The 26,777-nt window shown below is 66.0% G+C and carries 26 protein-coding genes; 19 read left to right on the top strand and 7 right to left on the bottom strand.

Annotation, left to right across the window (positions count from 1 at the left end; all coding sequences use genetic code 11):
- Nucleotides 1–3: 3 nt before the first annotated feature.
- Genes PY310_RS02215 through PY310_RS02205 form a run of 3 tightly spaced genes read right to left on the bottom strand, consistent with a single transcriptional unit; the run spans nucleotide 4 to nucleotide 2,310 of the window.
- Nucleotides 4–354: a DUF485 domain-containing protein gene (locus PY310_RS02215; RefSeq protein WP_275212514.1), complete on the bottom strand. Its 351-nt coding sequence runs from the start codon at nucleotides 352–354 to the stop codon at nucleotides 4–6.
- Nucleotides 351–1,073 (bottom strand): LytR/AlgR family response regulator transcription factor, encoded by a 723-nt coding sequence (locus PY310_RS02210; RefSeq protein WP_275212513.1) that lies wholly within the window; start codon nucleotides 1,071–1,073, stop codon nucleotides 351–353. The genes PY310_RS02215 and PY310_RS02210 overlap by 4 nt, the downstream gene beginning before the upstream one ends.
- A gap of 46 nt (nucleotides 1,074–1,119) precedes the next feature.
- Complete coding sequence (locus PY310_RS02205; RefSeq protein WP_275212512.1) at nucleotides 1,120–2,310, bottom strand: sensor histidine kinase; 1,191 nt, start codon at nucleotides 2,308–2,310, stop codon at nucleotides 1,120–1,122.
- 181 nt (nucleotides 2,311–2,491) lie between these two features.
- Here PY310_RS02205 and PY310_RS02200 point away from each other — a divergent pair, with 181 nt between their 5' ends.
- Together PY310_RS02200 and PY310_RS02195 are read left to right on the top strand one after the other, a co-directional pair.
- A complete protein-coding gene (locus tag PY310_RS02200) occupies nucleotides 2,492–2,872 on the top strand; it encodes a DUF485 domain-containing protein (RefSeq protein ID WP_275212807.1) in 381 nt (126 codons plus the stop codon).
- Complete coding sequence (locus PY310_RS02195) at nucleotides 2,869–4,485, top strand: solute symporter family protein (protein ID WP_275212511.1); 1,617 nt, start codon at nucleotides 2,869–2,871, stop codon at nucleotides 4,483–4,485. Before PY310_RS02200 ends, PY310_RS02195 begins: the two co-directional genes overlap by 4 nt.
- Nucleotides 4,486–4,588: 103 nt before the next feature.
- Here PY310_RS02195 and PY310_RS02190 read toward each other — a convergent pair whose 3' ends face one another.
- Together PY310_RS02190 and PY310_RS02185 are read right to left on the bottom strand one after the other, a co-directional pair.
- Entirely contained in the window at nucleotides 4,589–5,368 is a 780-nt protein-coding gene (locus tag PY310_RS02190; RefSeq protein ID WP_275212510.1) for a hypothetical protein, read from the bottom strand.
- A 75-nt stretch (nucleotides 5,369–5,443) separates the two neighbouring features.
- Nucleotides 5,444–5,941, bottom strand: coding sequence for an Lrp/AsnC family transcriptional regulator (locus tag PY310_RS02185; protein ID WP_275212509.1), 498 nt, complete (start codon nucleotides 5,939–5,941; stop codon nucleotides 5,444–5,446).
- A 195-nt stretch (nucleotides 5,942–6,136) separates the two neighbouring features.
- Between PY310_RS02185 and pdhA the strand changes: the two genes are divergently transcribed.
- The 3 genes from pdhA to PY310_RS02170 are packed head-to-tail and all read left to right on the top strand — an operon-like array spanning nucleotide 6,137 to nucleotide 9,698.
- Nucleotides 6,137–7,315: a pyruvate dehydrogenase (acetyl-transferring) E1 component subunit alpha gene (pdhA, locus tag PY310_RS02180; protein ID WP_419095440.1), complete on the top strand. Its 1,179-nt coding sequence runs from the start codon at nucleotides 6,137–6,139 to the stop codon at nucleotides 7,313–7,315.
- Nucleotides 7,315–8,325, top strand: a complete 1,011-nt coding sequence (locus tag PY310_RS02175) for an alpha-ketoacid dehydrogenase subunit beta (protein WP_275212508.1) — start codon at nucleotides 7,315–7,317, stop codon at nucleotides 8,323–8,325. Before pdhA ends, PY310_RS02175 begins: the two co-directional genes overlap by 1 nt.
- Complete coding sequence (locus tag PY310_RS02170; protein ID WP_275212507.1) at nucleotides 8,322–9,698, top strand: dihydrolipoamide acetyltransferase family protein; 1,377 nt, start codon at nucleotides 8,322–8,324, stop codon at nucleotides 9,696–9,698. Before PY310_RS02175 ends, PY310_RS02170 begins: the two co-directional genes overlap by 4 nt.
- Nucleotides 9,699–9,804: 106 nt before the next feature.
- Here the strand turns inward: PY310_RS02170 and PY310_RS02165 are convergent, their stop codons facing one another.
- Entirely contained in the window at nucleotides 9,805–10,566 is a 762-nt protein-coding gene (locus PY310_RS02165; protein WP_275212506.1) for an SACE_7040 family transcriptional regulator, read from the bottom strand.
- Between the two features lie 168 nt (nucleotides 10,567–10,734).
- On the opposite strand from PY310_RS02165, the gene PY310_RS02160 reads away from it, so the two are divergent.
- The 7 genes from PY310_RS02160 to PY310_RS02130 all read left to right on the top strand — a co-directional run bounded on the left by PY310_RS02160 (nucleotide 10,735) and on the right by PY310_RS02130 (nucleotide 18,735).
- Nucleotides 10,735–12,342, top strand: coding sequence for a carboxyl transferase domain-containing protein (locus tag PY310_RS02160; protein WP_275212505.1), 1,608 nt, complete (start codon nucleotides 10,735–10,737; stop codon nucleotides 12,340–12,342).
- Nucleotides 12,343–12,347: 5 nt separating this feature from the next.
- Nucleotides 12,348–14,567 (top strand): acetyl/propionyl/methylcrotonyl-CoA carboxylase subunit alpha, encoded by a 2,220-nt coding sequence (locus PY310_RS02155; protein ID WP_275212504.1) that lies wholly within the window; start codon nucleotides 12,348–12,350, stop codon nucleotides 14,565–14,567.
- Nucleotides 14,568–14,569: 2 nt separating this feature from the next.
- Nucleotides 14,570–15,733 carry an acyl-CoA dehydrogenase family protein gene (locus tag PY310_RS02150; protein WP_275212503.1) on the top strand — a complete coding sequence of 388 codons (1,164 nt, stop codon included), beginning with the start codon at nucleotides 14,570–14,572 and terminating at the stop codon, nucleotides 15,731–15,733.
- Nucleotides 15,734–15,798: 65 nt separating this feature from the next.
- Nucleotides 15,799–16,602, top strand: a complete 804-nt coding sequence (locus tag PY310_RS02145; protein WP_275212502.1) for a CoA transferase subunit A — start codon at nucleotides 15,799–15,801, stop codon at nucleotides 16,600–16,602.
- 2 nt (nucleotides 16,603–16,604) lie between these two features.
- The gene (locus PY310_RS02140; protein ID WP_275212501.1) at nucleotides 16,605–17,372 is read left to right on the top strand and encodes a CoA transferase subunit B; all 768 of its coding nucleotides are present in this window, start codon (nucleotides 16,605–16,607) and stop codon (nucleotides 17,370–17,372) included.
- A complete protein-coding gene (locus PY310_RS02135) occupies nucleotides 17,369–17,899 on the top strand; it encodes a MaoC family dehydratase (RefSeq protein WP_275212500.1) in 531 nt (176 codons plus the stop codon). The genes PY310_RS02140 and PY310_RS02135 overlap by 4 nt, the downstream gene beginning before the upstream one ends.
- Nucleotides 17,896–18,735: an HpcH/HpaI aldolase/citrate lyase family protein gene (locus tag PY310_RS02130; protein WP_275212499.1), complete on the top strand. Its 840-nt coding sequence runs from the start codon at nucleotides 17,896–17,898 to the stop codon at nucleotides 18,733–18,735. Before PY310_RS02135 ends, PY310_RS02130 begins: the two co-directional genes overlap by 4 nt.
- Nucleotides 18,736–18,766: 31 nt before the next feature.
- On the opposite strand, the gene PY310_RS02125 is transcribed toward PY310_RS02130, so the two are convergent.
- Nucleotides 18,767–20,230, bottom strand: coding sequence for a lipase maturation factor family protein (locus PY310_RS02125; RefSeq protein WP_275212498.1), 1,464 nt, complete (start codon nucleotides 20,228–20,230; stop codon nucleotides 18,767–18,769).
- 86 nt (nucleotides 20,231–20,316) lie between these two features.
- On the opposite strand from PY310_RS02125, the gene dxr reads away from it, so the two are divergent.
- The 7 genes from dxr (at nucleotide 20,317) to PY310_RS02090 (ending at nucleotide 26,654) form a co-directional block, all read left to right on the top strand.
- Nucleotides 20,317–21,501 (top strand): 1-deoxy-D-xylulose-5-phosphate reductoisomerase, encoded by a 1,185-nt coding sequence (gene dxr / locus PY310_RS02120; protein WP_275212497.1) that lies wholly within the window; start codon nucleotides 20,317–20,319, stop codon nucleotides 21,499–21,501.
- An 18-nt stretch (nucleotides 21,502–21,519) separates the two neighbouring features.
- On the top strand, nucleotides 21,520–22,851 hold the full coding sequence (locus PY310_RS02115) for a M50 family metallopeptidase (RefSeq protein WP_275212496.1): 1,332 nt from the start codon (nucleotides 21,520–21,522) through the stop codon (nucleotides 22,849–22,851).
- Between the two features lie 128 nt (nucleotides 22,852–22,979).
- A complete protein-coding gene (locus tag PY310_RS02110) occupies nucleotides 22,980–23,663 on the top strand; it encodes a molecular chaperone TorD family protein (RefSeq protein ID WP_275212495.1) in 684 nt (227 codons plus the stop codon).
- Entirely contained in the window at nucleotides 23,660–24,250 is a 591-nt protein-coding gene (locus tag PY310_RS02105; protein WP_275212494.1) for a hypothetical protein, read from the top strand. The genes PY310_RS02110 and PY310_RS02105 overlap by 4 nt, the downstream gene beginning before the upstream one ends.
- A 44-nt stretch (nucleotides 24,251–24,294) precedes the next feature.
- A complete protein-coding gene (locus PY310_RS02100; protein WP_275212493.1) occupies nucleotides 24,295–24,588 on the top strand; it encodes a YciI family protein in 294 nt (97 codons plus the stop codon).
- Nucleotides 24,589–24,634: 46 nt separating this feature from the next.
- Nucleotides 24,635–25,801 carry a flavodoxin-dependent (E)-4-hydroxy-3-methylbut-2-enyl-diphosphate synthase gene (gene ispG, locus PY310_RS02095; RefSeq protein WP_255769607.1) on the top strand — a complete coding sequence of 389 codons (1,167 nt, stop codon included), beginning with the start codon at nucleotides 24,635–24,637 and terminating at the stop codon, nucleotides 25,799–25,801.
- Entirely contained in the window at nucleotides 25,764–26,654 is an 891-nt protein-coding gene (locus tag PY310_RS02090) for a GNAT family N-acetyltransferase (RefSeq protein ID WP_275212805.1), read from the top strand. The genes ispG and PY310_RS02090 overlap by 38 nt, the downstream gene beginning before the upstream one ends.
- Nucleotides 26,655–26,777: the final 123 nt, after the last annotated feature.

Below are 26,777 nucleotides of genomic sequence, written 5' to 3'. Positions count from 1 at the left end.
AGATCACTTGTCCCCGGCCAGGTCGCGGTACCTGGCCTCGTTCCGTGCAGCCGAGCGGATGAAGAGCCAGGCGCTGAGTCCGATGACCGGGTAGATCCCGGCCCCCAGCAACAGCCATTCGAAGGGGATCCCCCACAGCCGGGTATCGGCAAGGCCGGGCACGGCTGCCAGCAACACGGGGAAGGCGCCCAGGATCAGCATGAAGCCGATGGCCACCACAAGGGCAAGGCGCAGCTGGGAACGGATCAGGGACCGGACGAAGACCTGTCCCACCTCGGACTCCTCCGCCGCCTCCCGTGTTTCTCCGGCCGGGCGGGGTACCGCGCGCGGAGCGGTAACGCGGACCCGTGTCATGCCTGCGGCCGGATTCGCGTGGCTTCCAGCTTTTCCCGGACCGTGGGAAGGTGGCGGCGGCTGATGGGCAGACTGGCGCCTGCCACGGAGACGCTGGGCCTGTCGGCCGCAAGCTTCATGGACGAGACGTGCTTCAGGGCCACCAGGTAGGACCGATGAGTCCTGATGAAGCCGGCGTCCGCCCATTGCTGTTCCAGGTCGGCCAGCGGCACCCGGATCAGGTAGCTCGCATCCGCGGTGTGCAGCCGGGCATAGTCTCCCTGCGCCTGGACGTAAGTGACGTCGTCGCGCCGGATCATCCTGGTGGTGCCGCCCTGGTCAACCGTGATCATTTCAGGCACGGCGCCCCCGCCCTCACGCAGCAGTTCGCTGATCCTGCTCACGGAGCGGGCCAGCCGCTCGGCCCGGATGGGTTTGAGCAAATAGTCCACGGCGGCCAGTTCGAAGGCTTCCAGAGCGCAGTCTTCGTCCGCGGTGACGAACACTACGGCCGGCTTCCTGGCGCTGCGGGCGATGGCACGGGCAACATCGAGACCGGACACTGCGGGCATGTGGATGTCCAGGAACACGGCGTCGACGGATTCGCTGGTGAGGGCCCGGAGCGCCTCGGAACCGGAGGAAGCGCGGTGAATGGTGCCGATGCGGTCGTCCCTGCCCAGCAAGTAGGCCAGTTCCTCCACGGCGGGTAGCTCGTCGTCGGCGACGAGGACATTAATCATGCACCAAGACTAGCCGCCGGACGGCGCCAAAATCATGGACCCGGATTCAGGCGTCGTGGCCCGGCTGGGACTTTGGTACCCGCAGGGTGATCAGGGTCCCCTCGCCGGGTGCGGTCTCTATGACCAGGCCGTGCTGGTCCCCGTAGACCTGGCGGAGCCGGGCGTCCACGTTGCGCAACCCCACGTGGTCCCCGTCCCGGTGCCCGGCAAGCATGGACTGGAGCTCGGCAGGATCCATCCCCACGCCGTCGTCCTCAATGGTCACCTCCGCAAAGGCGCCCGAATCGTTGGCGGTAATGCTGATGTGGCCGGCGCCTTCCTTGGCCTCAAGACCGTGCCGCACAGCGTTTTCCACCAGGGGCTGCAGGCTGAGGAACGGAATGACTGTGCCCAGCACCTCGGGTGCGATGCGCAGGCTGACCTGCACCCGCTCCCCGAACCGGGCCCGTTCCAGCAGCAGGTACCTGTCAATGCAGCGCAGTTCCTCGGCAAGGGTGGTGAAGTCACCGTGCCGCCGGAAGGAGTACCTGGTGAAGTCCGCAAATTCCACCACCAGCTCCCGGGCCCGCTCCGGGTCCGTGTTGATGAAGGAAGCGATGGCGTTCAGGGAGTTGTAGATGAAATGCGGGCTGATCTGGGCCCGCAGGGCGCGGACTTCGGCTTCCATCAGCAGGGTCCGGGATGCATCCAGTTCTGCGAGTTCCACCTGGACAGCCACCCAGTCGGCCACTTCGCTGGTGGCACGCACCAGCCCGGCGCCTGCCGACGGGGCAAACGCCGCCACCGCTCCCACCACCCGCGAGCCGGCGCGCACCGGTGCGATGACGGCGGCCAGGGCTCCGGACGCGGGCTCGGCACCCAGTTCCCGTGCCTGCAGCACGGTGGTGCGCCCACCGGTCAGGACATCGGCGGCCAGTCCCATCAGCAGCGGTTTCAGTTCCTCCGCCGCCCCGTCCCAGGCCAGGACGCCCGCTGTGTCCGTGATGGCCAGCGCATCGCAGCCCAGCAGGGAGCGTAACTGCTTGCTCGCTTTGGCTGCCCCTGCCGGATTGAGCCCGGTGCGCAGGTGCTGCCCGGCCCGGGATGCCGCGTGCAGGGTTTTGTAGGTGGCCTGCTCGGCGTCGGTGCCCAGTTCGCGGAAGGAGCGCAGAAGTTTGATTCCCACCCCAACGACGACGGCGATTGCCAAGGCGATGACCGCAACCGCGGCGGCAGTCAGGAGGGGGGAGTCCGGCATGCTGCCAGCGTAGCGTCGGCTGCCGTTAGGCGCAGCATCGTGACCGTTGGGCGACCGTTCAGGGCAACTTTATGGAATGGGGCCCTGGGCGCGGGCACAGTGATTGCAGTCACATTGGCGGCACCCTGCACGCAGGACCGGCTGGCTGGTGGACCAGTCAAACTCTCAATGAGGAGGAATGATGGGTAATGATGCCCGGACTCCGGACGCAGCGGCGTCCGTGGACTTCGAAGAAGTCCAGTCGACGGCGCGGTTCCAGGAACTGCGCAAACGTCACCGTAGCTTTGTATTTCCCATGGCCGTAGTCTTCCTGCTGTGGTATTTCGCGTACGTTCTGTTGGCAGACTACGCAGTCGGTTTCATGTCCACCAAGGTGTGGGGAAATATCAACATCGGCCTGATTCTGGGCCTCCTGCAGTTCATCTCGACGTTCGCCATCACCGGCTGGTATGTCAGCTACTCCAACCGGAAGCTTGACCCCATTGCAGCGGAGATCCGCCACGAAATCGAAGGCCACGAATTTGATAAAGACGGCAACCGCGTGACTGGAGTTAACAAATGATCGGGATCGCCACCTCAGTTGACGTCGCTCAGCTCAAGGAAACCACGCTCCTCAACATGGGCATCTTCGGCCTTTTCGTGGCCGTCACCATGGTGATCGTGCTCCGGGCCAGCCGGAACAACAAAACAGCCGCGGACTACTACGCGGCCGGCCGCTCCTTCACGGGTTCCCAGAACGGGACCGCCATCGCCGGCGACTACCTTTCCGCAGCCTCCTTCCTGGGCATCACCGGGGCCATCGCCGTGAACGGCTACGACGGCTTCATGTACTCCATCGGCTTCCTGGTGGCGTGGCTGGTTGCCTTGCTGCTGGTGGCCGAACTGCTCCGCAACACCGGCAAATTCACCATGGCCGATGTCCTCTCCTTCCGGCTCAAGCAGCGGCCCGTCCGCATCGCGGCCGCCATTTCCACCCTGGCCGTCTGCTTCTTCTACCTGCTCGCCCAGATGGCCGGCGCCGGCAGCCTGATCGCGCTGCTGCTGGGCATCAGTGACTGGGGCGGCCAGTCCCTGATCATCATCGTGGTCGGTGCGCTCATGATCACGTACGTCCTGATCGGCGGCATGAAGGGCACCACCTGGGTCCAGATCATCAAGGCCATCCTGCTTATCGCCGGTGCCGCGGTCATGACGTTCTGGGTATTGGCCATTTACGGCTTCAACCTCTCAAACCTCCTCGGCGCAGCGGTTGAAACCTCCGGCAACCCGGCCGTCCTGAACCCGGGACTGCAGTACGGCAAGACCGAAACCTCGAAGCTGGACTTTATGTCCCTGGGCCTTGCACTGGTCCTCGGCACAGCGGCCCTGCCTCACGTCCTGATGCGCTTCTACACGGTGCCCACGGCCAAGGAAGCCCGCAAGTCAGTGGTCTGGTCCATCTGGCTGATCGGCCTGTTCTACCTGTTCACCCTGGTCCTGGGTTACGGTGCGGCGGCACTCGTGGGTGCTGACACCATCAAGTCCGCTCCGGGCGGGGTCAACTCCGCGGCGCCGCTGCTGGCCTTCCACCTCGGCGGCCCGCTCCTGCTCGGCTTCATCTCGGCCGTAGCCTTCGCGACCATCCTCGCCGTCGTTGCCGGCCTGACCATTACGGCGGCCGCATCCTTCGCCCACGACATCTACGCCAACGTCATCTCCAAGGGGAAGGCCGACGCCGACACCGAAGTGAAGGTGGCGCGGCGCACCGTTGTGGTCATCGGCATCCTCGCCATCCTGGGCGGCATCCTCGCCAACGGACAGAATGTGGCCTTCCTGGTAGCTCTTGCGTTCGCCGTTGCGGCTTCGGCAAACCTGCCCACGATCGTCTACTCCCTGTTCTGGCGGCGGTTCACCACCCAGGGTGCGGTGTGGAGCATGTACGGCGGCCTGGGCTCGGCCATCATCCTGATCATCTTCTCGCCCGTTGTCTCCGGCTCGGCGACGTCCATGATCAAGGACGCCCACTTCGCCATCTTCCCGCTCAGCAACCCGGGCATTGTCTCGATTCCGCTGGCGTTCTTCCTCGGCTGGCTCGGCACCGTGCTGGACAAGAAGCGCGAAGACACGGCCAAGCAGGCCGAAATGGAAGTACGGTCCCTCACCGGAGTCGGTGCGGAAAAAGCCGTGGACCACTAACAGCAGGCAAGCGAACGACGGCGGCCCGGAAGCCGCCGTCGTACGTTGTGGAAAGGCCCGCAGCCCCTTCGGGGGCCGCGGGCCTTTTACTATGCCTTGGGCCCTACGCCTTGGGCTTGATCTTGATGTTGATCATCTTGAGTTCGTCAGCACCTTCGAAGCGGTAGACAAGGTCGATGTTCTTTCCGTCGTTGCACGAAATCAGGCCCGCCACATCAGCTGCCTTGGTTCCGTTCTCCGTGCTGGCCTTCACCTCGTTGTAGGTGGGCTTGCAGGAGTTGTCCATTTCGAGAGTTTTGATGCCGGCGATGAACGCCTCCTTCGTCACCTGCTTCTGCAGCGCAGGATCCAGGTACTCGTCATAGGCCTTGGAGGTGTCGCCGGCGATGACCAGTTTGGTGAAGTCGTCCGCAAGGCTCCGGGCATGGTTGGTGGGGCCGGCCACCACGTTGGCCAGGATCACCACACCGAGAATGACCAGCAGCAGGACGCCGCCCACCACACCCAGGATGGTCCAGAGCCGGCGGCGGCCGCGTGCAGGGGGCTGCTTACCGGGCAGCCCGAACGGTCTGTCGGCCGGCGGTGGCGGGGGAGTGCCGTACGGGCCCGGTGAGCCGTACGGGCCGGGGGTGCCTTGCTGTCCTGCCGCGGCGTGCTGCCCTGCCGCAACGTACTGCCCCGGCGCCGGATATGGTCCCGGGGTGCCGGGCTGAACAGGGGATTCGCCCTGACCGGGAGAGGCGGCCTGACCAGCCAGTGGTTGCTGCTGCGGACGTTGGGGCCAGGACGGCGGCTGGTGCGGTTCCTGGGGGTTGCTCACATCGAGCCTTTCCGGCAACGCGGTGGCACTGCCTTTTTGCTGGGGCCGCTGGGCGGTACCCACGGATCTACCTTGGAACAGCCTATAGCCCTGCCCTCGGCGCGGGCGTCGGCGACCGTTTCAGGGACACCACCGGGATCAGGTTTTCGGGGCCTGGCTGTCCTGCCCGTCCGCGGATCCCCGGTCCAGCAGCGGCTGGATGCGGAAGGGAATGAGTTCGCCCATGGCCAGGGCAGTGTCGGTGCGGTCCACGCCGTCGCACGCCAGGATCTTCCCGTTGATCCGGAAGAGGTCTTCGGCGTCCAGGGCAACCACCCGTAGGAGGAGGTCGGCGGAGCCGGTCAGGCCATACCCTTCGAGTATCTCCGGGATGCCGGCCAGGTCGTGGGCCAACTGACCCAGCTTCTGCTGCTGGACATGGACCGAGATGAAGGCCATCAGCGGGTACCCCAGCGATACCGGGTTGATCCGTCGCTCGAAGGACAGGAAGGCGTGTTTTTTCTCCAATTGGGCCATGCGGGCCTGCACGGTGTTCCGGGAGAGCCCCAGCTTCTGGGCCAGCGCCACCACCGTGCGCCGCGGGTCGCCGGCCAAGGCTGAGAGCAGCCGGGTGTCGGTGCCATCCAAGGGGTGCATAATGCGCAACATTAGCACGGTGAAGCTGGCCCCAACAGGGCATTCTGCTCAGTATTAGCGTCAGCAGTTGTACCCATTGAACATTGTGAGTAGGGTCACAATTATCCGGGGCAACGGCGCCCGGGCGGTCGGCAGCAGGCGGGACCACAAGTCTCCACGCTCCGGTCAAACGACGTGAGAAGGTTGCGTGCCAACGTGTCTACAGACGAAACGGGCCAGGGCGGGACAACGGTGGGAGTTGCCGCCGGCGGGACGGAAGACCATCACGGATCAGGCAGGAACCTGATCCAGCTGATCACCCCGGAGGGGGAGCGGATCAGCCATCCGGAATTCGATCCCTGGGTCAAAGACATCGGGGATGAACAGCTGTGTTCCCTGTTTGAGGACCTGACGGTTATCCGGCGGATCGACGTGGAAGCCACGGCGCTCCAGCGTCAGGGGGAGCTGGGCCTGTGGCCGCCGTTGCTGGGCCAGGAGGCTGCCCAGGTAGGATCTGCCAGGGCGCTCCGCAGCGACGATTTCATTTTCTCCAGCTATCGGGAAAACGGCGTGGCCTACTGCCGCGGCGTTGGGCCGACGGACATTCTGCGGGTATGGCGCGGCAACGCCTCCAGCGGCTGGGACCCGTACACGGTCAACATGGCCACCCCCCAAATCATCATCGGCGCGCAGACACTGCATGCCACCGGATACGCCATGGGCATCCAGAACGACGGCGCCGACTCGGTGGCGGTGACCTACTTCGGCGACGGCGCCACGAGTGAAGGTGACGTCAACGAGGCCATGGTCTTCGCGGCAAGCTTCCAGGTGCCGGTGGTTTTCTTCTGTTCCAACAACCACTGGGCCATCTCGGAGCCCGTGCGGCTGCAGTCCCACGTGCAGCTCGCGGGCAGGGCCGCGGGATTCGGCATTCCCAACCTTCGCGTGGACGGCAACGACGTGCTGGCGGTCATGGCCGCCACGCGCGTGGCGTTGGACCGGGCCCGGCATGGCGGAGGACCCACGTTCATCGAGGCGGTCACCTACCGGATGGGCCCGCACACCACCGCTGATGATCCCACCCGCTACCGTGACGCCAACGAACTTGAGGACTGGGCCGCGAAGGACCCCATTGAGCGGGTCAAAGCCCTCCTGGACCGGAAGGGCCTGTATACGGACCAGTTCCAGCAGCACATCAGGGAAAAAGCGGATCAGGTGGCCCGCGAACTCCGGGCAGGCTGCATCGGCATGCCCGAGCCGGAACCCCTGGACGTCTTCAAGCACGTGTACAGCTCACCCAACTCATGGCTGGACCGGCAGCAGGACCACTACGCCCGCTATCTTGCTTCCTTCGGTGACCCCGCAGAAGCCGCTTCCCAGGAAGGTGCACGCTGATGACCCAGATGACCTTTGCCCGTGCCATCAATTCCGGCCTGCGCAAATCACTCGAAGACGATCCCAAAGTCATCCTCATGGGCGAGGATATCGGCACCCTCGGCGGCGTCTTCCGCGTGACCGACGGGCTGCAGAAGGACTTCGGCAAACATCGCGTGGTGGACACGCCGCTGGCTGAATCCGCCATTGTCGGAACCGCGGTCGGTCTCGCCTACCGGGGCTACCGGCCGGTGGTGGAAATTCAGTTCGACGGTTTCATCTATCCTGCCTTCGACCAGATCGTCAGCCAGGTGGCCAAGATGCACTACCGCACCCTGGGCACGGTGAAGATGCCCATCACCATCCGCGTCCCCTTCGGCGGCGGCATCGGTTCGCCCGAACACCACTCCGAGTCGCCCGAGGCGTACTTCACCCACACCTCCGGCCTGCGGGTGGTCGCCGTCTCCAATCCGCAGGACGCCTACACCATGATCCAGCAGGCCATCCGGTGTGATGATCCCGTTCTGTTCTTCGAACCCAAACGCCGCTATCACGACAAGGGCGACGTGGACGAGGGCCTGCACCTGCCAAACGCGCTGCCCATGGACACGGCCAGCGTCCTCACCGAAGGCACCGACGTCACCCTGGTGGCTTACGGCCCCCTGGTGAAGACTGCCCGGGACGCCGCCACGGCGGCAGCCGACGAGGGGATCTCCATCGAGGTCATCGACCTGCGCTCGCTGGCTCCGGTGGATTACGCCACCGTGGAAAAATCCGTCCGGAAGACAGGGCGGCTGGTCATCACCCACGAGGCCGGCCAGTCCGGGGGGCTCGGGGCGGAAGTGGCCGCCAGCATCACCGAACGCTGCTTCTACCATCTCGAAGCAGCACCTGTCCGCATCACCGGGTTCGACGTCCCCTACCCGTACTCCAAGGTGGAAATGCATCACCTGCCCGGGCTGGACCGGATCCTCGACGGCGTGGACCGGGCACTGGGCCGGCCCAACTCGCTCAGCGGGCTGGAAGGATGAGCGCCACCATGATCAAGGAATTCAGGCTCCCGGACCTGGGTGAAGGCCTGACGGAATCCGAAATCGTCAGCTGGAAGGTGGGCGTGGGGGACACCGTCAGCCTGAACCAGGTGATTGCCGAGGTTGAAACGGCAAAGGCGGTGGTGGAGTTACCGTCCCCCTTCGCCGGCGTCGTTACCGCCCTCCACGAGCAGCCGGGCACGGTGGTGGAAGTCGGGAAGCCGATCGTCTCCTTTGAAGTACCGGACGACGCCGGCGGGTCACCTGCGGCGGCCTCCCCGCCTGAGGCGGAAGCCCCCAAACGGCAGGCCAACCTCGTGGGGTACGGCGCCGTCGTCGAAAGTCCAGGGCGTCCGGTCCGCCGGCAGCGCACCTTTGCGGCACCGGCGGGGGAGCCTGCCCTGAGCAAAGCTGCCGGCTCCCCGGTGGCCGGGCAGGCCGGGACGCAGCCGTTCGACCGGCCGCGGTCCACGCCGCCGGTACGGAAGTTGGCCAAGGACCTCGGCGTCGAGTTGACGGCGATCCCCGGCACCGGGGCCCGCGGGCTCATTACCAGGGAGGACGTGCGCAATTTCGTGGGCGGCGGCGACATTCCGGTGGCGGCGCGTCACCTGTCTGCGGTTGATGACGCCGACGCCCGTGTTCCGGCAGGCCGGGCCGCCGGGCAGGACGGGCGGGAAGTCCGCACTCCCATCAAGGGGGTCCGGAAGTTCACGGCAGCCGCGATGGTTGCCAGTGCGTTCACCGCACCGCACGCCACGGAGTTCCTGACAGTGGACGTCACCCCCACCATGGACCTGCTGGCCAAGCTGAAAACGAGCCGGGCCTTTGCCGACCACAAGCTGACTCCGCTGACCCTGGTGGCCAAGGCGGTGCTGGTGGCGCTCCGGCGGAATCCGTCGCTGAACTCGCGGTGGGACGAGGCCAACCAGGAGATTGTCCAGTTCAATTACGTCAACCTTGGCATTGCCGCGGCGACGCCCCGGGGGCTCACCGTTCCTAACATCAAGGACGCCGACGCCATGTCCCTCCTGGACCTTTCCGGGGCGCTCACGAACCTGACGGAATCAGCCCGGGCCGGCAAGACATCACCTGCCGACCTGGCCGACGGGACCATCTCCATCACCAACATCGGGGTCTTCGGGATCGACGCAGGCACCCCCATCCTGAACCCGGGGGAGGCTGCCATCCTGGCCGTGGGCGCAGTACGGAAGATGCCGTGGGAGTTCCAGGACCAGGTGGCCCTGCGCCAGGTTATGACCCTGAGCCTGTCCTTTGATCACCGCCTGGTGGACGGGGAGCAGGGCTCACGGTTCCTTGCCGACGTCGGCGCCATCCTCGCGGACCCCGGCATGGTGCTGACGATGGTCTAGGCAGCAGGTCCACAGCAACGCGGGGTCACTTTCCGCTCGATAATCCAAGGCCCAACGTTATTGGGCAGGAAGTGACCCCGCGTTGCCGGATGGAACCCCCGGCCGGTCAGGAAGCGGGAGGAACGTCCACGGTCAGCGCCGCCAGCGCCATGCTCTCCAGCAGGGGGCGGGCCGTCCTGGGCGCGATCCTGCGTCCGTGGTTGCGTACCGAGTGCGGGGTAGAGTTGATCAGGCCGAAGGTGGCGTGTGCCCGCATCCGCAGGTCGGCAGCGTCCACGCCGGGATGCAGCCGGGACAGGGCTTCCACCCAGATTTCCACGTAGCTCCGCTGCAGCGTCCTGACCTCCGACTGATGCTGAGGCGTGAGATTGCTGAAGTCCCTGTCCTGGACGCGGATGACATCCGGCTTGCCCAGGGCAAAATCCACCTGAAACCTCACCAGCTTGCGGAGAGCCTCGAAGGGATCAGCCGTTTCGGCTGTCACACGGCGGCCGCCTTCCAGGAGTTCCCGGCTCACGGTCAGCAGCAGATCAGCCAGCACCGCCTGCTTGCCAGGGAAATGGCGGTAGACGGCCGGCCCGCTGACGCCTGCGGCGGCCCCGAGGTCCTCAAGCGACACCTTGTTGTAGCCGTCAACGGCAAAGAGTGACGCGGCGGCGTTCAGCAGGGCCTGGCGTCGGATCTCCTTGGCCTGGCTTCGCTGGGTTCCGGGAACGGTCTGGGTCCCGGGAGTTGCTTGGGTTCCCGGAGCGGCCTGGGCCCCGGTAGCTGCGTCAGCAGCAGGACCCGCTGCCTCCGGCCGGTCAGCGGCAGGAGGCGCGCCCGGCGGCGTTGGCTTGGCCGGCTGCGCAGGACGGCTGATGGTCACGGTTCCTCCTCGGACCTGCAGATCTTAGCAGCGCATCCATGTGTTGGACATCACAGTTAATAAAGACTAACCTAAATTTCAGTTACACAATACTAACCGAGTCGGTGCTCGCTGGCCCGCAGGGGACTTCAGGCAGCGGCTCTCATGGAACAGGATCGGACCGCGTCAATGGAGACCCTTGCCAGCCGGCTTGACGCCGCAAGTGACGCGTTTGCGGCCAACCGGGCGGCCCAGGTCGCCCTCGCCGGGGAACTTCGGGCCAGGCTCGCCCAGGTTGCCCTTGGCGGCCCCGCAGCATCCCGGGAACGCCATGTGGCCCGCGGAAAGCTCCTGCCCCGCGAACGCATCGACCGGCTGCTGGACAACGGCAGCCCCTTCCTCGAAATCGCGCCGCTCGCTGCCAACGGGATGTACAACGATGACTCGCCCGGCGCGGGCGTCATTACCGGAATCGGACTCGTGCACGGCCGGCAGGTCCTGGTCATCTCCAACGACGCCACCGTCAAAGGCGGCACCTACTATCCGATGACGGTCAAGAAGCACCTGCGTGCCCAGGAGGTGGCGCTGGAAAACCGGCTGCCGTGCATCTACCTGGTGGACTCCGGCGGAGCCTTCCTGCCCAAACAGGACGAAGTGTTTCCGGACAGGGAGCATTTTGGCCGGATCTTCTATAACCAGGCGAAGATGTCCGCCGCGAAGATCCCCCAGATCGCCTCGGTCATGGGCTCCTGCACGGCCGGCGGCGCGTACGTTCCGGCGATGAGCGACGAGACGGTCATCGTCCGGAACCAAGGCACGATTTTCCTGGGCGGCCCGCCGCTCGTGAAGGCCGCGATCGGCGAGATCGTGACCGCCGAGGAGCTTGGCGGCGGCGAGGTGCATTCGAGGATTTCCGGGGTCACGGACCACCTGGCGGAGAATGACGAACACGCGCTGCAAATCATCCGCGACATCGTAGCCACACTCCCCAAACCGGCAGCCCCGGCATGGGATGTGGAAGCCGTCGTCGAGCCTGCTGCGGACGCCGGCGAGCTCTATGGAGCGGTGCCCACGGACGTCAACGCGCCCTATGACGTCCGTGAGGTCATTGCCCGGCTGGTGGACGGCAGCAGGTTCCACGAGTTCAAGAAGGAGTACGGCACCACCCTGGTCACCGGCTTCGCCCGGCTCCACGGACACCCCGTGGGGATCGTGGCCAACAACGGCGTCCTGTTCAGTGAATCCTCGCTCAAGGGCGCGCACTTCATCGAACTCTGCGACCAGCGCGGCATCCCCCTGATCTTCCTGCAGAACATCTCCGGGTTCATGGTGGGCAAGGACTCCGAGCAGGGCGGCATCGCCAAGAACGGCGCCAAGATGGTCACCGCCGTGGCCACGGCGCGGGTGCCCAAGCTGACCGTGGTGATTGGCGGGTCCTTCGGGGCGGGCAACTACTCCATGTGCGGGCGCGCCTACTCGCCGCGTTTCCTCTGGATGTGGCCCGCGTCCCGGATCTCGGTCATGGGCGGAAACCAGGCCTCCAGCGTGCTCGCCACCGTCAAACGGGACCAGTACGAAGCCCGCGGCGAGGAATGGCCGGCCGAAGACGAAGAGGCGTTCAAGGCCCCCATCAAGCAGCAGTACGAGGACCAGGGCAGCCCCTACTACTCCACTGCCCGCCTCTGGGACGACGGCATCATTGACCCGGCGGACACCCGCACCGTCCTGGGACTGGCGCTCGACGTCGTCTCCCGCACCCCCTTGCCGGAGACCTCCTTCGGCCTCTTCCGGATGTGACAGCCATGACCACTTCGCCAACTTCCCAGCAGCCCGCCCCGGCACCGAAACCGCTTTTCGGCACGGTCCTCGTGGCCAACCGCGGCGAGATCGCCTGCCGCGTGATCCGCACCCTGCGCGCCCTCGGCATCCGCTCCGTGGCGGTCTACAGCGATGCCGACGCCGGCGCCCGGCACGTGCGCGAGGCCGACCTTGCCGTGCGCATCGGACCCGCCGCCGCCGCGGAGAGTTATCTCAAGATTGAGGCGATCATCCAGGCCTGCCGCGACACCGGCGCAGACGCCGTTCATCCGGGCTACGGCTTCCTGAGCGAGAACGTCGACTTTGCCCGCGCCCTGGAAAAAGCCGGCATCACGTTCATCGGCCCCAACGTGGAATCCCTGAATGTGATGGGAGACAAGATCCGGTCCAAGAACCACGTGGCGGGCTACGGCGTGCCCGTGGTTCCGGGCATCGCCGAACCCGGGATGACGGACGCCCGGCTCATCGCGGCCGCGCCCGCCGTCGGCTTTCCGTTGCTGATCAAACCGTCCGCCGGCGGCGGCGGGAAGGGCATGCACATCGTGCAGCGGCCCGAGGAGCTTGAGTCCACACTGGCCACGGCCCGCCGGGTTGCCGCCAGCGCGTTCGGCGACGACACCCTGTTCCTGGAACGCCTGGTGACCACGCCCCGGCACATCGAGGTCCAGGTCCTCGCCGATAACCACGGCAACGTTATCCACCTCGGCGAGCGCGAGTGCTCCCTGCAGCGCCGGCACCAGAAGGTCATCGAGGAAGCCCCGTCTCCGCTGCTGGACGGGCTGAACGACGGCGGTGCCACCCGGGCGCGGATCGGCGAGGCGGCCTGCCAGGCGGCCCGCAGCGTCCACTACAGCGGGGCAGGCACCGTGGAATTCCTGGTCTCGGACGAGGCCCCGGATGAGTTCTTCTTCATGGAGATGAATACCCGGCTGCAGGTGGAACACCCGGTCACCGAAATGGTCACCGGCGTTGACCTCGTGGAATGGCAGGTGCGGATCGCCGCGGGTGAGGAACTCACCCTCCGGCAGGCCGACGTCGAACTTAACGGGCACGCCGTTGAAGCCCGCGTCTACGCAGAAATCCCGGAACGGAACTTTATGCCGTCGGCGGGCGAAGTTGTGCTGCTGGACGAGCGGGGAACCATCTTCACTGCCGTGGACGGTCCCGTTTCCTTCGCCCCGGCGTCTGCTGACCCGGACATCCGGATTGATTCCTCGCTCCGTGAAGGGCTCGACATTTCCAGCGACTACGACCCCATGGTCGCGAAAGTGATTGCCTGGGGCCGGGACCGGACTGCGGCACTGGACAAGCTGGACACCGCCCTCTCGCGCTACACGGTACTGGGCATCGATACCAACGTTGAGTACCTGCGCCTGCTGATCAGTGACGCCGACGTCCGTGCGGGCCGGCTGGATACGGGCCTGATCGAACGCAGGATGCCGGACTTTACCTTCCGTCGGATCGGAGACGCCGAGCTCATTGCGGCAGCCGTGCAGTTCTGGGTGTTGGCTGAAGGCCCGTCCACCGTGGGATCACCCTGGGACACCACCCTGGGGTGGCGCCTTGGCTCGCCCGCGCCCTGGCGGATGGGCTTCGGCATTCCCGGCGGCGGGATTGCCGCCGTGGCCATCACCTGGCAGAGCGACCTGGAGGTGGGCCACGCGCTTGTCAGCGTCGATGACGGTCCCGCCCACAAGGTCGTGGTGATCGGCCTCTCCAGCGACAACGTCTACCTGGAAATCGACGGCGCCGAACTCCGCTACGCGCTGGGGAGTTCGTGGGAGGACTACCCGCCCCGCGGCATGCCGCAGACCGTGTATGTGGGCAACGGCGGGTGGTCCTGCCGGCTGGACGTGCTGACCAGGGAAACACGCCTTGCCCGTGTGCTCGCCGCCCTGGACCGCAAGGAAGGAACTGCTGATCCGGAGGTCCGTTCGCCGATGCCCGGCACGGTGGTCTCCGTCGCCGTCGGCAACGGCGACGCGGTCGAAGCCGGCCAAGTGCTCCTCTCGGTGGAGGCCATGAAGATGGAGCACCAACTGGTGGCCGAGGTGGCCGGCACAGTCCACACCACCGTCAAGGCCGGCGACCTGGTGAAGGCGGACCAGGTGCTGGCCACCATCCACGCCGTGGCTTCTGAGCCACCCGCGGACCCCATGACCAACACACTCAATGACCCAAACAACACAGGCGAGGGAGCCTAGCCATGCCGGATTTTGAACTTAGTGAGGAATACCAGGACCTCAGCGACACCGTCCGCGACTTTGCGGACAACGTGGTGGCACCCGTGTCCGCCAAACACGACGAGGAACACAGCTTCCCCTACGAAATCGTGAAGCAGATGGCGGAGATGGGCCTCTTCGGGCTGCCGTTCCCGGAGGAACACGGCGGCATGGGCGGTGACTACTTCGCCCTCGCGCTGGCCCTCGAACAGTTGGGCCGGGTGGACCAGTCCGTGGCCATCACCCTCGAAGCAGGCGTCTCCCTGGGCGCCATGCCTGTCTACCGCTTCGGCACCGACGCCCAGAAAGAGCAGTGGCTGCCGATGCTCGCCTCGGGCCAGGCGCTCGCCGGTTTCGGCCTCACGGAACCCGAAGCCGGCTCGGACGCCGGCGGCACCAAGACCCATGCCAGGCGTGAAGGCGGGCAGTGGGTGATCAACGGCAACAAGGAGTTCATCACCAACTCGGGCACGGACATCACCCGCCTGGTGACCGTCACCGCCGTTACGGGCCGGACAGAGCGGGCGGACGGCAGCGTCAAGAAGGAAATTTCCACCATCCTGGTGCCCACCGACACGGTGGGGTTCAAGGCGGAAAAGGCCTACAACAAGGTGGGCTGGAACGCCTCCGACACCCATCCGCTGACGTTGAAGGATGTCCGCGTGCCGGAGGCGAACCTGCTCGGTGAGGAAGGCCGCGGCTACGCCAACTTCCTCTCCATCCTGGACGAGGGCCGGATTGCCATCGCCGCGCTGGGCACCGGGGCAGCGCAGGGCTGCGTGGACCTGTCCGTGAAATACGCGAAGGAACGCAGCGCGTTCGGGCAAAACATCGGCAAGCACCAGGCCGTCGCGTTCAAGATTGCCCGCATGCAGGCCAGGGCCCACACTGCCCGCCTGGCGTACTACGATGCCGCGGCCAGAATGCTCGCCGGTAAGCCGTTCAAGACCCAGGCGGCCATCGCTAAGATGGTCGCAGGTGAGGCAGCCATGGACAACGCGCGGGACGCCACCCAGGTGTTCGGCGGCTATGGCTTCATCAACGAATTCACCGTGGCGCGCCACTACCGCGACTCCAAGATCCTGGAGGTGGGGGAGGGCACCACGGAGGTCCAGCTGATGCTGATAGCCCGCGAACTCGGACTCTAGCAAGCCAGCTGGCTCCGGACCGCTACCACCGGCCGGGCCTGTCCAGACCCTTGAAAGGACCAACGATGATCAACAAGGTGGTTGCCAGCGCTGCGGAAGCCGTAGCCGACATCCCGGACGGTGCCTCGCTTGCAGTGGGAGGGTTCGGCCTGTGCGGGATCCCGGTGGCCCTCATTGATGCCCTGCACCAAAGCGGAACCAAGGACCTGGAAACGGTCAGCAACAACTGCGGTGTGGACGATTGGGGGCTCGGAGTCCTGCTGCGGGACGGCCGGATCCGGCGGACGGTAAGTTCCTATGTCGGCGAAAACAAGGAATTTGCCCGCCAGTACCTTTCCGGCGAGTTGGAAGTGGTGCTGACCCCGCAGGGCACCCTGGCCGAGAAGCTCCGCGCCGGGGGTGCCGGGATCCCGGCCTTCTATACAAAGGCGGGCGTGGGCACCCAGGTGTCCGAGGGCGGGCTGCCACAGAAGTACGACGCCGAGGGCGGGGTGGCGATTGCATCCGCCCCGAAAGAAGTCCGCACCTTCAACGGGGTTGACTATGTGCTGGAAGAGTCGCTGACACCCGATTTCGGGCTGGTGCACGCATGGAAGGGCGACCGGCACGGAAACCTGGTTTTCCACGCCACCGCGATGAACTTCAACCCGCTGTGCGCCATGGCGGGGCGGATCACCATCGCCGAAGTGGAGGAGCTGGTGGAGCCGGGCGAGCTGGATCCGGAGCACGTCCACGTTCCTGGCATCTTTGTCCAACGGGTGGTGTTCGCACCGCACGGGGAGAAACGCATCGAAAAGCGGACCGTGTCCCTGGCCGCGCCGGCATCAGGAACTGAGCCGGCCACAGACACATCACAGGCAGGAGCATAGCCATGGAGTCCACCAGCCCGCAGGGAGCACCTCCCCGCCCCGAAGCCGTCCGCCCCGAATACCGGCGTGCCGCCGCCGGCCAGCCCGCCGGCACTGGCCCGGACACCAAAGGATGGACCCGCAACGAGCTCGCCGCCAGGGTTGCCCGGGAGCTCCGCAACGGCCAGTACGTCAACCTGGGCATCGGCATGCCCACGCTGATCCCCAACTACATCCCGGCCGGGGTGGAAGTGGTGCTGCACTCGGAGAACGGGATCCTCGGCGTCGGGCCGTATCCGGCGGAGGACGCCGTGGACCCGGACCTGATCAACGCCGGCAAGGAAACGGTCACCGTCAATAAGGGCGCGGCCTTCTTCGATTCCGCTGCGTCCTTCGGCATGATCCGCGGCGGGCACGTGGACGTTGCCGTGCTGGGCGCCATGGAGGTCGCGCAGAACGGGGACCTGGCCAACTGGATGATCCCGGGCAAGATGGTCAAGGGCATGGGCGGGGCCATGGACCTGGTGTTCGGCGCCAAGAAGGTGATCGTGATGATGGAGCACGTTGACCGCAATGGCCGCCCCAAGATCGTGGAAAAGTGCACCCTTCCGCTGACCGGCAAAGCCTGCGTGGACCGGATCATCACCGACCTCGCCGTGATCGACGTTGTCACCGACGGCGAGCGCTCCCGGCTGGTGCTGCGCGAACTTGCGCCCAATGTGTCGCTGGAAGAGGTTGCCGCGGCCACGGGCGCCGAGCTCTTCGAAGAGGACCAGGAGCTCACCGTATGACAAACCCCCGGGTGATTGAACAGCGGGGCCTGTACTTCGACGAACTCGAACAGGACGTGGTGTACGCGCACCGGCCCGGACGCACCGTGACCGAGGCGGACAATGTCCTGTTCACCACCCTCACCATGAACACCCAGGCCCTGCACCTGGACGCGGCCTGGAGCGCAGCCCAGCCTTTTGGCCAGCGCCTGGTCAATTCCATGTTCACGCTCTCCACCGTGGTGGGGCAGTCCGTGTCACAGCTGACCCAGGGCACCATCATCGCCCAGCTGGGCCTGACCGACGTGTCCTTTCCGCATCCGCTGTATCACGGCGACACGCTCTACACCGAGACCGTCATTACGGAGAAGCGGCTCTCGAACTCACGGCCCGGCCAGGGCATTGTGACCATGCAGCACACCGGCCGGAACCAGGAAGGCACCGTGGTGGCCCTGGCCACCCGGAGTTGCCTGATGTGGACCAAGGACGCTCACGGCAGCCCCACCACGGAGCCAAGCCGCGGCGAAAAGGGGACAATATCCCTATGACATTTGTGATGGGACCCGCCCTCCTCTTTTGCCCGGCCGACCGTCCGGAGCGGTACCAAAAGGCTGCCAGTCGCGCGGACGCCGTCATCCTGGACCTGGAAGACGCCGTGGCCCCCGCTGACAAGCAGCGTGCCCGCGGAGCCATCCTTGCCCAGCTCGGTACGGTTGGCGAAGGACCCGAACTGGATCCGAGCCGGACCATCGTGCGAATCAACCCCGCAGGGACCGAGGAATTCGGCAAGGACCTGCACTTCCTGGCGCACACACCGTACCGAACGGTCATGCTGGCCAAGACCGAGAGCGCGGAGCAACTGGAAGCCCTGCAGGACTACCACGTCATCGCCCTGTGCGAGACCGCCGCGGGAGTCCTGAACGCGCCCGCCATTGCGGCGGCCCCCAACGTCGTGGCCCTGATGTGGGGTGCCGAGGACCTCCTCGCATCCCTGGGCGGGACGTCGAGCAGAAAGGACGACGGCGCCTACCGGGCCGTGGCGCTGCACGCCCGGTCCGCCGTCCTCCTCGCCGCCCGGGCTTTCGGAAAGGAAGCGGTGGACGCCGTCTACGTCAACATCCCCGACCTTGACGGACTCAAAGCGGAGGCCAGCGACGCCGTGGCCTCAGGTTTCAGCTCCAAGGCCTGCATCCACCCCACCCAGGCCAACGTGGTCCGCGGCGCCTACGCGCCCGATGACGCGGACGTTGCGGCTGCCCGGGAACTGCTCCGGGCCGCCGCCGCGGCAGGGTCCGGGGTCTTCCAGTTCAACGGCCGCATGATCGACGGCCCCATCCTCAAACACGCCGAATCAACGCTCCGCAGGGCCGGCGCGAACGTCTAGGCACAGTACCCTGATCACCCGCACACCCTGATCACCGCCGCCCGTGGGAACCACGCAGCGATAGCGGTGGAATGGCCTCGTACAACAGCGTCCGCACCCAGCGTTCACCGGTCTCCCGGAACTCGGCGCGGGTTGCGAAGCGGTACAGGTAACTGTTGACGCGCACCCACCGTGGCGGTTCGCCGTCGAACGGGTCCTCACGAAGCAGCCGCAGGGTGCGGCGGTCCGCTTCGAGGAGTTTGCCGAGTAAGGCATAGAACCACTCTTCATGAACGGTGCGCAGTGGCAGGAACCACATCAGCCAGTCCAGGCGGAGGTGATACGGCGCCCACTGCCGCGGGAGCCGGCGGACGTCGCCGGGCTTGCCTTTGAACCCGTACTCGCGCCAGTCCGCGGTGTCGTCCGGCTCCGCATCCAGGGTGCCTTCCACCACGATCTCGATGCGGTGCTTCGTCACGGTGCCGAACGCACCGTACGTGTTCACCAGCTGCCAGCGGTTGAAGGCGGCATTCATCAGCTGACGTTGGGACACCAGGTTCCGCAGGGGCCAGTAACTGAGGACCACCAACAGCAACGTCACGGCCAGGCACATCGCCAGCCAGTACGTTGGATTTCCGCGCGATCCGGCCTCCCGGTCCCAGTCCAGCGGCAGGAACGGGAGCACGGCATGGGCCACCGGATCGCTGACGGCCGCGAAGGCCAGCACAATGGCCATCCAGTTAAGCCACGCAAAATTGCCGCTGGCCACCAGCCACAGCTGCGTAAAGATGACGATGCCGGCGGCGGCGGACGCCAGGGGCTGCGGGGCGAAGAGGAAAAACGGCACCACCAGTTGTGCAAAGTGGTTCCCCAGCACCTCCAACCGATGGAAGGGCCTGGGCAGCAGGTGCGCCTGCCGGCTCAGCGGACCGGGCATCGGCTGGGTCTCGTGGTGATAGTACAGCGCCGTCAGGTCGCGCCATTCCCGGCCGCCGCGGATCTTGATCATTCCGGCACCGAACTCCAGGCGGAACACCAGCCACACCAGCAGAAGCAGGATGGTCCGGGGCGGCTCTGTCTGGTCCGAGCCAAGGAACGCGACCGTGAAGCCGGCTTCCAGGAGCAGCATTTCCCAGCCGAATCCATAAAATGTCTGGCCCACGTTGACCACCGACATGTAGAGCAGCCACAGGGCCAGGAACGCGATCAGCGGGACCCACGGCGGGCCCAGCTGGGGGACACCGGCCACCAGCAGCGCCGAGACGGCAAGTCCTGCCGCGCAAACCCAGCGCAGCAGCCGGTCCGAGTAGCGCCAGCGGAAGAGGGTGGGCCGGTGCAACCGGCTGAAGCCTTCCAGGAACCGCGGAACCGGAAGCAGCCCGTGTTCGCCCAGCAGCGCCGGGAACTGGTTCAGGGTGGACAGGAACGCCACAAAATACAGCGCTGCAATGCCCCGCTGCAGCACCAGCCGAGCGAATTCATAGTCCGGCGCATCGAACCAGGAAACCCAGTCCACGCGATCAACGTTACGCCTGGCCCGCGTCCGCTCCTAGATCCGGACGGCAGCTCCGGACGGGGCCGGGCGTGCGGGATACTTAAGCCATGCAGCCTCGCAGAATCGTCCTCCTCGGATCCACCGGTTCCATCGGCACCCAGGCGATTGACGTCGTCGACGGCGCCCCGCACCTTTTCGAGGTCGTGGCGCTCAGCGCGGGCGGCGGGAACCTGGAGCTCCTGGCCCGCCAGGCGGTGCACACGGGGGCCGCCGCCGTCGGCATCGCCTCCGGAGACGCCCGGCACCTGCAGGACCTGATCACGGCCGCTGCCCGCATGGCGGGCCGCCAGGACTACCGGCCCGAAATCATCGCAGGCCCGGACGCCTCGGCGCGCATCGCGGCGGTGGAGGCAGACGTGGTGCTGAACGGCATCACCGGCTCCATCGGACTCGCCCCCACCCTCGCTGCGCTGAAATCCGGTGCAACGCTGGCGCTGGCCAACAAGGAGTCGTTGATCGTGGGCGGCGCACTGGTCAAGGCCGCGGCCCGCGAAGGCCAGATCGTCCCGGTGGACTCCGAACATTCAGCCATCGCCCAGTGCCTGCGCTCGGGCACAGCGGCCGAGGTGGAGAAGCTCATCCTCACGGCGTCCGGCGGCCCGTTCCGCGGACGCACACGGGAGCAGCTGCATGAGGTGACCCCGCAGGAGGCGCTGGCCCACCCCACCTGGGACATGGGCCTGATGGTCACCACAAATTCGGCCACCCTGGTCAATAAGGGCCTGGAACTCATTGAAGCCCACCTGCTGTTCGACGTGCCGCTGGACCGGATCGAGGTGGTGGTCCATCCGCAGTCCGTGGTCCACTCCATGGTCCAGTTCATTGACGGGTCCGTCATCGCCCAGGCCTCACCGCCGGACATGCGCCTGCCCATCGCCCTGGGACTCGGCTGGCCGGACCGGGTAGCGAAAGCGGCCGCCGCGTGTGACTGGACCCGGGCCACCAGCTGGACCTTTGAGCCCCTGGACACGGCCGCCTTTCCCGCTGTGGACCTGGCCAAGGACGCAGCCAAACAGGGGAGCACCTACCCGGCCGTCTTCAACGCGGCCAACGAAGAAGCCGTCCTGGCCTTTCACGCCGGGCGGATCCGCTTCACCGATATCGTGGACACCATCGACGCTGTCCTCAGCGAACACCCAGGATCCTCGGAGCTGACCCTTGACTCAGTGCTGGATGCTGAGAACTGGGCACGAACACGCGCCCACGAACGTTTGGCAGTAAGCAGTCTCTAGGAAGCAGCAGATCCACGCATGAGCCCCATCCTCCTCTTTATTCTCGGCGTCGTCTTTGTGGCGATTGGCATTGCCGTGTCCATCGCGCTGCACGAAGTGGGGCACCTGGTGCCCGCCAAGCTGTTCAAAGTACGCGTCACCAAATACATGATCGGCTTCGGCCCCACGCTGTGGTCCAAACGGAAAGGCGAAACCGAATACGGGGTCAAGGCCATCCCGCTGGGCGGCTACGTCTCCATGATCGGCATGTACCCGCCCAACAAAGAGGACGGGACGGTGCGGCCCTCCAGCACCGGCATGTTCCAGACCCTCGCCACCGAAGCCCGCTCCATGGCCCATGAAGAAGTCGGCCCGGAGGACGGGAACCGCGTGTTTTACCGCCTGCCCGTCTGGAAAAAAATCATCGTGATGCTCGGCGGTCCGGCCATGAACCTGCTGATCGGCGTGGTGCTGACGGCGGTGCTGCTCATGGGCTTCGGCATGGCCACGGCTACCACCACCATCTCTGATGTGTCCAAGTGCCAGGTTGCGGCCGGCCAGACCGTGGATCCCAATTCCGCGGACTGCCAGCTGACTCCCGCCGCCGCAGCCGGGCTCCTGCCCAATGACGTGGTCACCTCCTTCGACGGGAAAGCGGTCACCAGCTGGGACCAGCTGACCGAATGGATCCGGGCATCCGCCGGCCGGCAAGTCAGCATCACCGTGGAGCGCAACGGCGCCCCGGTCACCACCACTGTCACCCCGGTGCTGTCCGCCCGTCCCGTCGTCGGCGTTGACGGCCGGCAGGCCAAGGACGACGCCGGCAAGCTGCTGTACCAGGACGTCGGCTTCCTCGGCATCGGTGCGCAAACCGCGTTGGTTCCCCAGCCGGCGTCGTCCGTCCTGCCCATGGCGGGGGAGAACATCCGGCAGGTTGCCGGGGTTATCCTCAACCTGCCCGCCCGGGTGGTGGGCGTAGCCAAGGCCGCTTTCAGTGAGGAACCGCGCGATCCCAACGGTCCCATCAGCGTTGTGGGCGTGGGCCGCGTGGCCGGTGAAGTGGCAGCCATGGAAGAGGTTCCCCTCCAGTCCCGGATTGCCACCCTGGTAGGGCTGCTGGCCGGTCTGAATTTCGCGCTCGCGGTCTTCAACCTGGTCCCGCTGCTGCCGCTTGACGGCGGCCACGTTGCGGGCGCGCTGTATGAAGGGGCCCGCCGCCGGGTGGCCAAACTGTTCGGCAAACCGGACCCGGGAGCTTTCGACATCGCCAAGCTGCTCCCCGTCACGTATGTGGTGGCCGCCCTGCTGATGGGCATGAGCGTGCTGCTGATCTACGCAGACATTGTGAAGCCGGTCAATCTCTTCGGTTGAGTTTGCCCGCGCCTGCGGCCGCTTGGTCACGGCGGAGGTGATTCGGAAATATCAGCTCATTCTGACTGATAGTTAATAATCAGCCATTGATGATTGATTATTTGTCGTCACCTCCGTACGGTTGAAGCATGTACGTACTGACCATCGACCAGCGCAGCAGCAGCACGGACGTCGACCGGGTCCCTGACCTGATCGTCGCCCTGCGCAGCCTCACGCCGGTTCCGTTTGAAAGGTCGGTGGGCGACGAACTCCAAGGTGTCGTCGAAGCGGCTGCCGATGTTGTGGACATCGCCCTCCATGCTCTCCGCGACGGGCACTGGTACGTCGGAATCGGGATCGGCGAGGTCCGGCTCGCTCCCGGGGCAAGTCCGAGGGAGGGAAGCGGAAGCGCCTTTGTCGCAGCCCGACGCGCGGTGGACAACGCCAAGGGCGCAGGGGCCCAGGTCCCGTTGTCAGTGGTGCCCGGCAGTATTGGACGTGGCCGGCCCCTCCCGGCCGATGCCGGGGAAGGAATTATGAGCAGTGCAAACGCCGAAGCGGTGCTCCGCCTGATAGGACGCGTCGTGCAGCAGCGAACGCCGGCACAGTGGCGGGTGGTGGATCGGCTGCGGGCCCTCGGCGGCGGCGATATCCGTCATGGCAGCCAGAAGCAGGTGGCCCGGGAGCTGGGGATTTCCGAGCAATCCGTGAGCCGTGCCCTGCTCAGGTCCGGCTGGCAGGAAGAATGGGCTGCGCGGCCGGCGGCAGCCATGCTCCTCAAATACGCCCACAACCACGTACTGGTTTCCCGCCCCGCCAAAGGAGAACGGTGAACGCACTCTGGATCGCAGTGGCACTAGTGGTGGCCGGATTTGTCGGCTGGCCGGTGACCTGGCTGGTGTTCCGGCTGGCCAGGACCATCGATGACAAGGCCGACGCAGCCGGCAGGGAACAGGCAGCCGACGATGCTTCCGGCCAGGATCCGTCGGCGGACGTCACGGTGGACGCCCCGCTGCCGGCTGACCCGCCAACGCTGACCTCAGCAGGCCCCGTACAGGGCCAGGAGGAACGCGGGCAAAGTGTGGACGGCGAGCTGACAGCTGCTGGCGGCAGGCCGCCGTCGGACGTTCCCCGTCCCGAAGGCGCGGGGCAGGTGACCCCCGGCCGGCCCGCTTCCGGCCAGCGCATCCTGCGCGGCGGGGCGATCATCGGCGTCCTGGAACGCCTGGGCGTTGCTGTGGCCATCCTCACAGGGCAGCCGGTGGCCATCGCCTACATCGTGGCCATCAAAGGCCTGGGCAGGTTTGCCGAGCTGAAGGAAACACCCGTGGCCGCAGAACGGTTCATCATTGGAACGCTCACCTCCATGCTGTGGGCAGCCGGCACGGCGGCCATCGTCAAGGTCTACTTCCTGAACTAATGCCCGGATCGGTGGCGGTGCGCCGCGGGGGATAGGCTGTCCTTATGACTGTTTTTGCCGTTGAGTATGTGTACGCCGCCGATTCCACCGCGGCCCGTGATGAACACCGTCCTGCGCACCGCGCCTGGCTGGCAGGCCTGGCGGACGACGGCCAGTTGCTGACCAGCGGACCCTACGGTGACGGGGCGGGCGCCCTGCTGATCTTCAAGGTCGAGGACGAAACCAGGCTCAACGACCTGCTGAAGCGGGACCCTTTCGCCGAAGCCGGGACCATCGCCGGTATCCGCACTACCGAATGGACGCCGGTCATCGGCATCCTCGCCCAGCACGCGTCCTGATTCGCGGACCACTCTTCCTTCCGAAACACCTACCCAAGGAGTCCATGTGACCTCGGTCAGCCTGGGAATGCCGTCAGCACCGCCGCCCGTCCTCGCCCCCCGCCGTAAGACGCGCCAGATCAAAGTGGGCTCGGTCGGCGTCGGCTCGGACTCGCCCATCAGCGTGCAGTCCATGACCACCACCCCCACCACCGACATCAACGCCACGCTGCAGCAGATAGCGGAACTCACCGCCTCGGGCTGCGACATTGTGCGCGTCGCCTGCCCGTCGGCCGATGATGCGGAGGCCTTGCCCATCATTGCGCGCAAGTCCCAGATCCCCGTCATCGCGGACATCCATTTCCAGCCCAAGTACGTGTTCGCCGCGATCGAGGCCGGCTGCGCGGCGGTGCGCGTGAACCCGGGCAACATCCGCAAATTCGATGACCAGGTCAAGGAAATCGCCCGCGCGGCCAAGGACCACGGCACGTCCATCCGCATCGGGATCAACGCCGGTTCGCTGGAGCCGGGCATCCTCAAGAAATACGGCAAGGCTACGCCCGAGGCGCTCGTTGAGTCGGCAGTCTGGGAAGCGTCGCTGTTCGAAGAGCACGGCTTCCACGACTTCAAGATCTCCGTCAAGCACAACGACCCCGTGGTGATGGTTGCTGCGTACGAAATGCTCGCGGAGAAGGGCGACTGGCCGCTGCACCTGGGCGTCACGGAGGCCGGCCCGGCCTTCCAGGGCACCATCAAATCCGCCACCGCCTTCGGTGCCCTGCTGTCCCGTGGCATCGGCGACACCATCCGGGTTTCGCTCTCCGCCCCGCCGGTGGAGGAGATCAAGGTGGGCAACCAGATCCTCCAGTCCCTGAACCTGCGTCCGCGGAAGCTCGAGATTGTCTCCTGCCCGTCCTGCGGCCGCGCCCAGGTGGACGTCTACACCCTGGCCGAGCAGGTCACCGCCGGCCTGGAGGGCATGGAGATTCCGCTGCGCGTGGCCGTGATGGGCTGTGTGGTGAACGGGCCCGGGGAAGCCCGTGAAGCAGACCTGGGCGTGGCGTCCGGTAATGGCAAAGGACAGATCTTTGTGAAGGGCGAAGTCATTAAGACTGTGCCTGAGAGCCAGATTGTTGAGACACTGATCGAAGAAGCCATGCGCATAGCCGAGGAGATGGGGGAGGCCGATGGCGAAGATGCTGTCAAGGGTAGCCCCGTGGTTAGCGTCTCATAAGGAGGGCGCCGCGCCGGAGGGGCTGGTTGTCCGTTCCCTCTCCGGTGCGGATACCCCCGCCCTGCGGCGCCTTGCCGAGCAGGATCCCGTAGCGAACGTGTTTATGCTGGCCCACCTGAAGGCGGTCGGTTCCGCGGCACCGACCACCGGCGGCGCCACAGTGTTCGGCGTGTTCGACGACGGCGTCCTGCTGGGCGCGTGCTGGGCCGGGGCCAACCTTGTCCCGGTGGAGCTGGACCCGGAGTTCGCCGGGGTGGTGGCCGAAGCGGCCAGCGCGTCGGGCCGCCGCTTCGCGTCGGCCTTTGGCCCCGCCGACGCGGTCCTGGCCCTCCACACCGAGCTGGCTGCGCTGGGGCATGCAGCCCACGAAGTGCGGGATGAACAGCCGCTGATGACGATTTGCGGGCCTCCCGAAGTCACGCCCAACTCCCATTTGGAGCTGGGGCGCCTGGCCGACTTCGAGCGTATCCTGCCGGCCTGTGCGGCCATGTTCGAGGAAGAGGTGGGCTACTCACCGTTCCTGGGCGGCAAGGAATTCTACAGCCGCCGCGTGGAGGGCCTCATCCGGCAGGGCCATTCGTTGGCGCACGTCAACGACTCCGGCGAGGTGGTCTTCAAAGCGGAACTCGGAGCCGTCACCGCCGAAGTCACCCAGATCCAGGGTGTGTGGATGAACCCTGAGTACCGCGGCCAGGGTCTGAGTGCCGGCTACATGGCGGCCGTGGTGGAAAAGGCGCGGGCACTGGCCCCGGTGACCAGCCTGTACGTCAACGGTTTTAATCTCCGGGCCCGGTCCACGTACGAGCGGGTGGGCTTCAGCCAGGTCGGAACGTTCGCCACGGTTCTGTTCTAGTACTACAGTCGCGTTTGTATGGTCTGTCTGCGTGCTTTGTAGTGGCATTGCTGGGCGCGGTGTTGGTGTTTTCGTCGCCAAAGCGAACAGTGGATAACGTGGTGGGGGTCTGGTTGTCGGTGC

Source organism: Pseudarthrobacter naphthalenicus (assembly GCF_029076445.1).
Classification (GTDB): Bacteria; Actinomycetota; Actinomycetes; order Actinomycetales; family Micrococcaceae; genus Arthrobacter; species Arthrobacter naphthalenicus.
The sequence above is the reverse complement of the archived record's forward strand: the minus strand, read 5'-3'. Positions and strand labels throughout refer to the sequence as shown.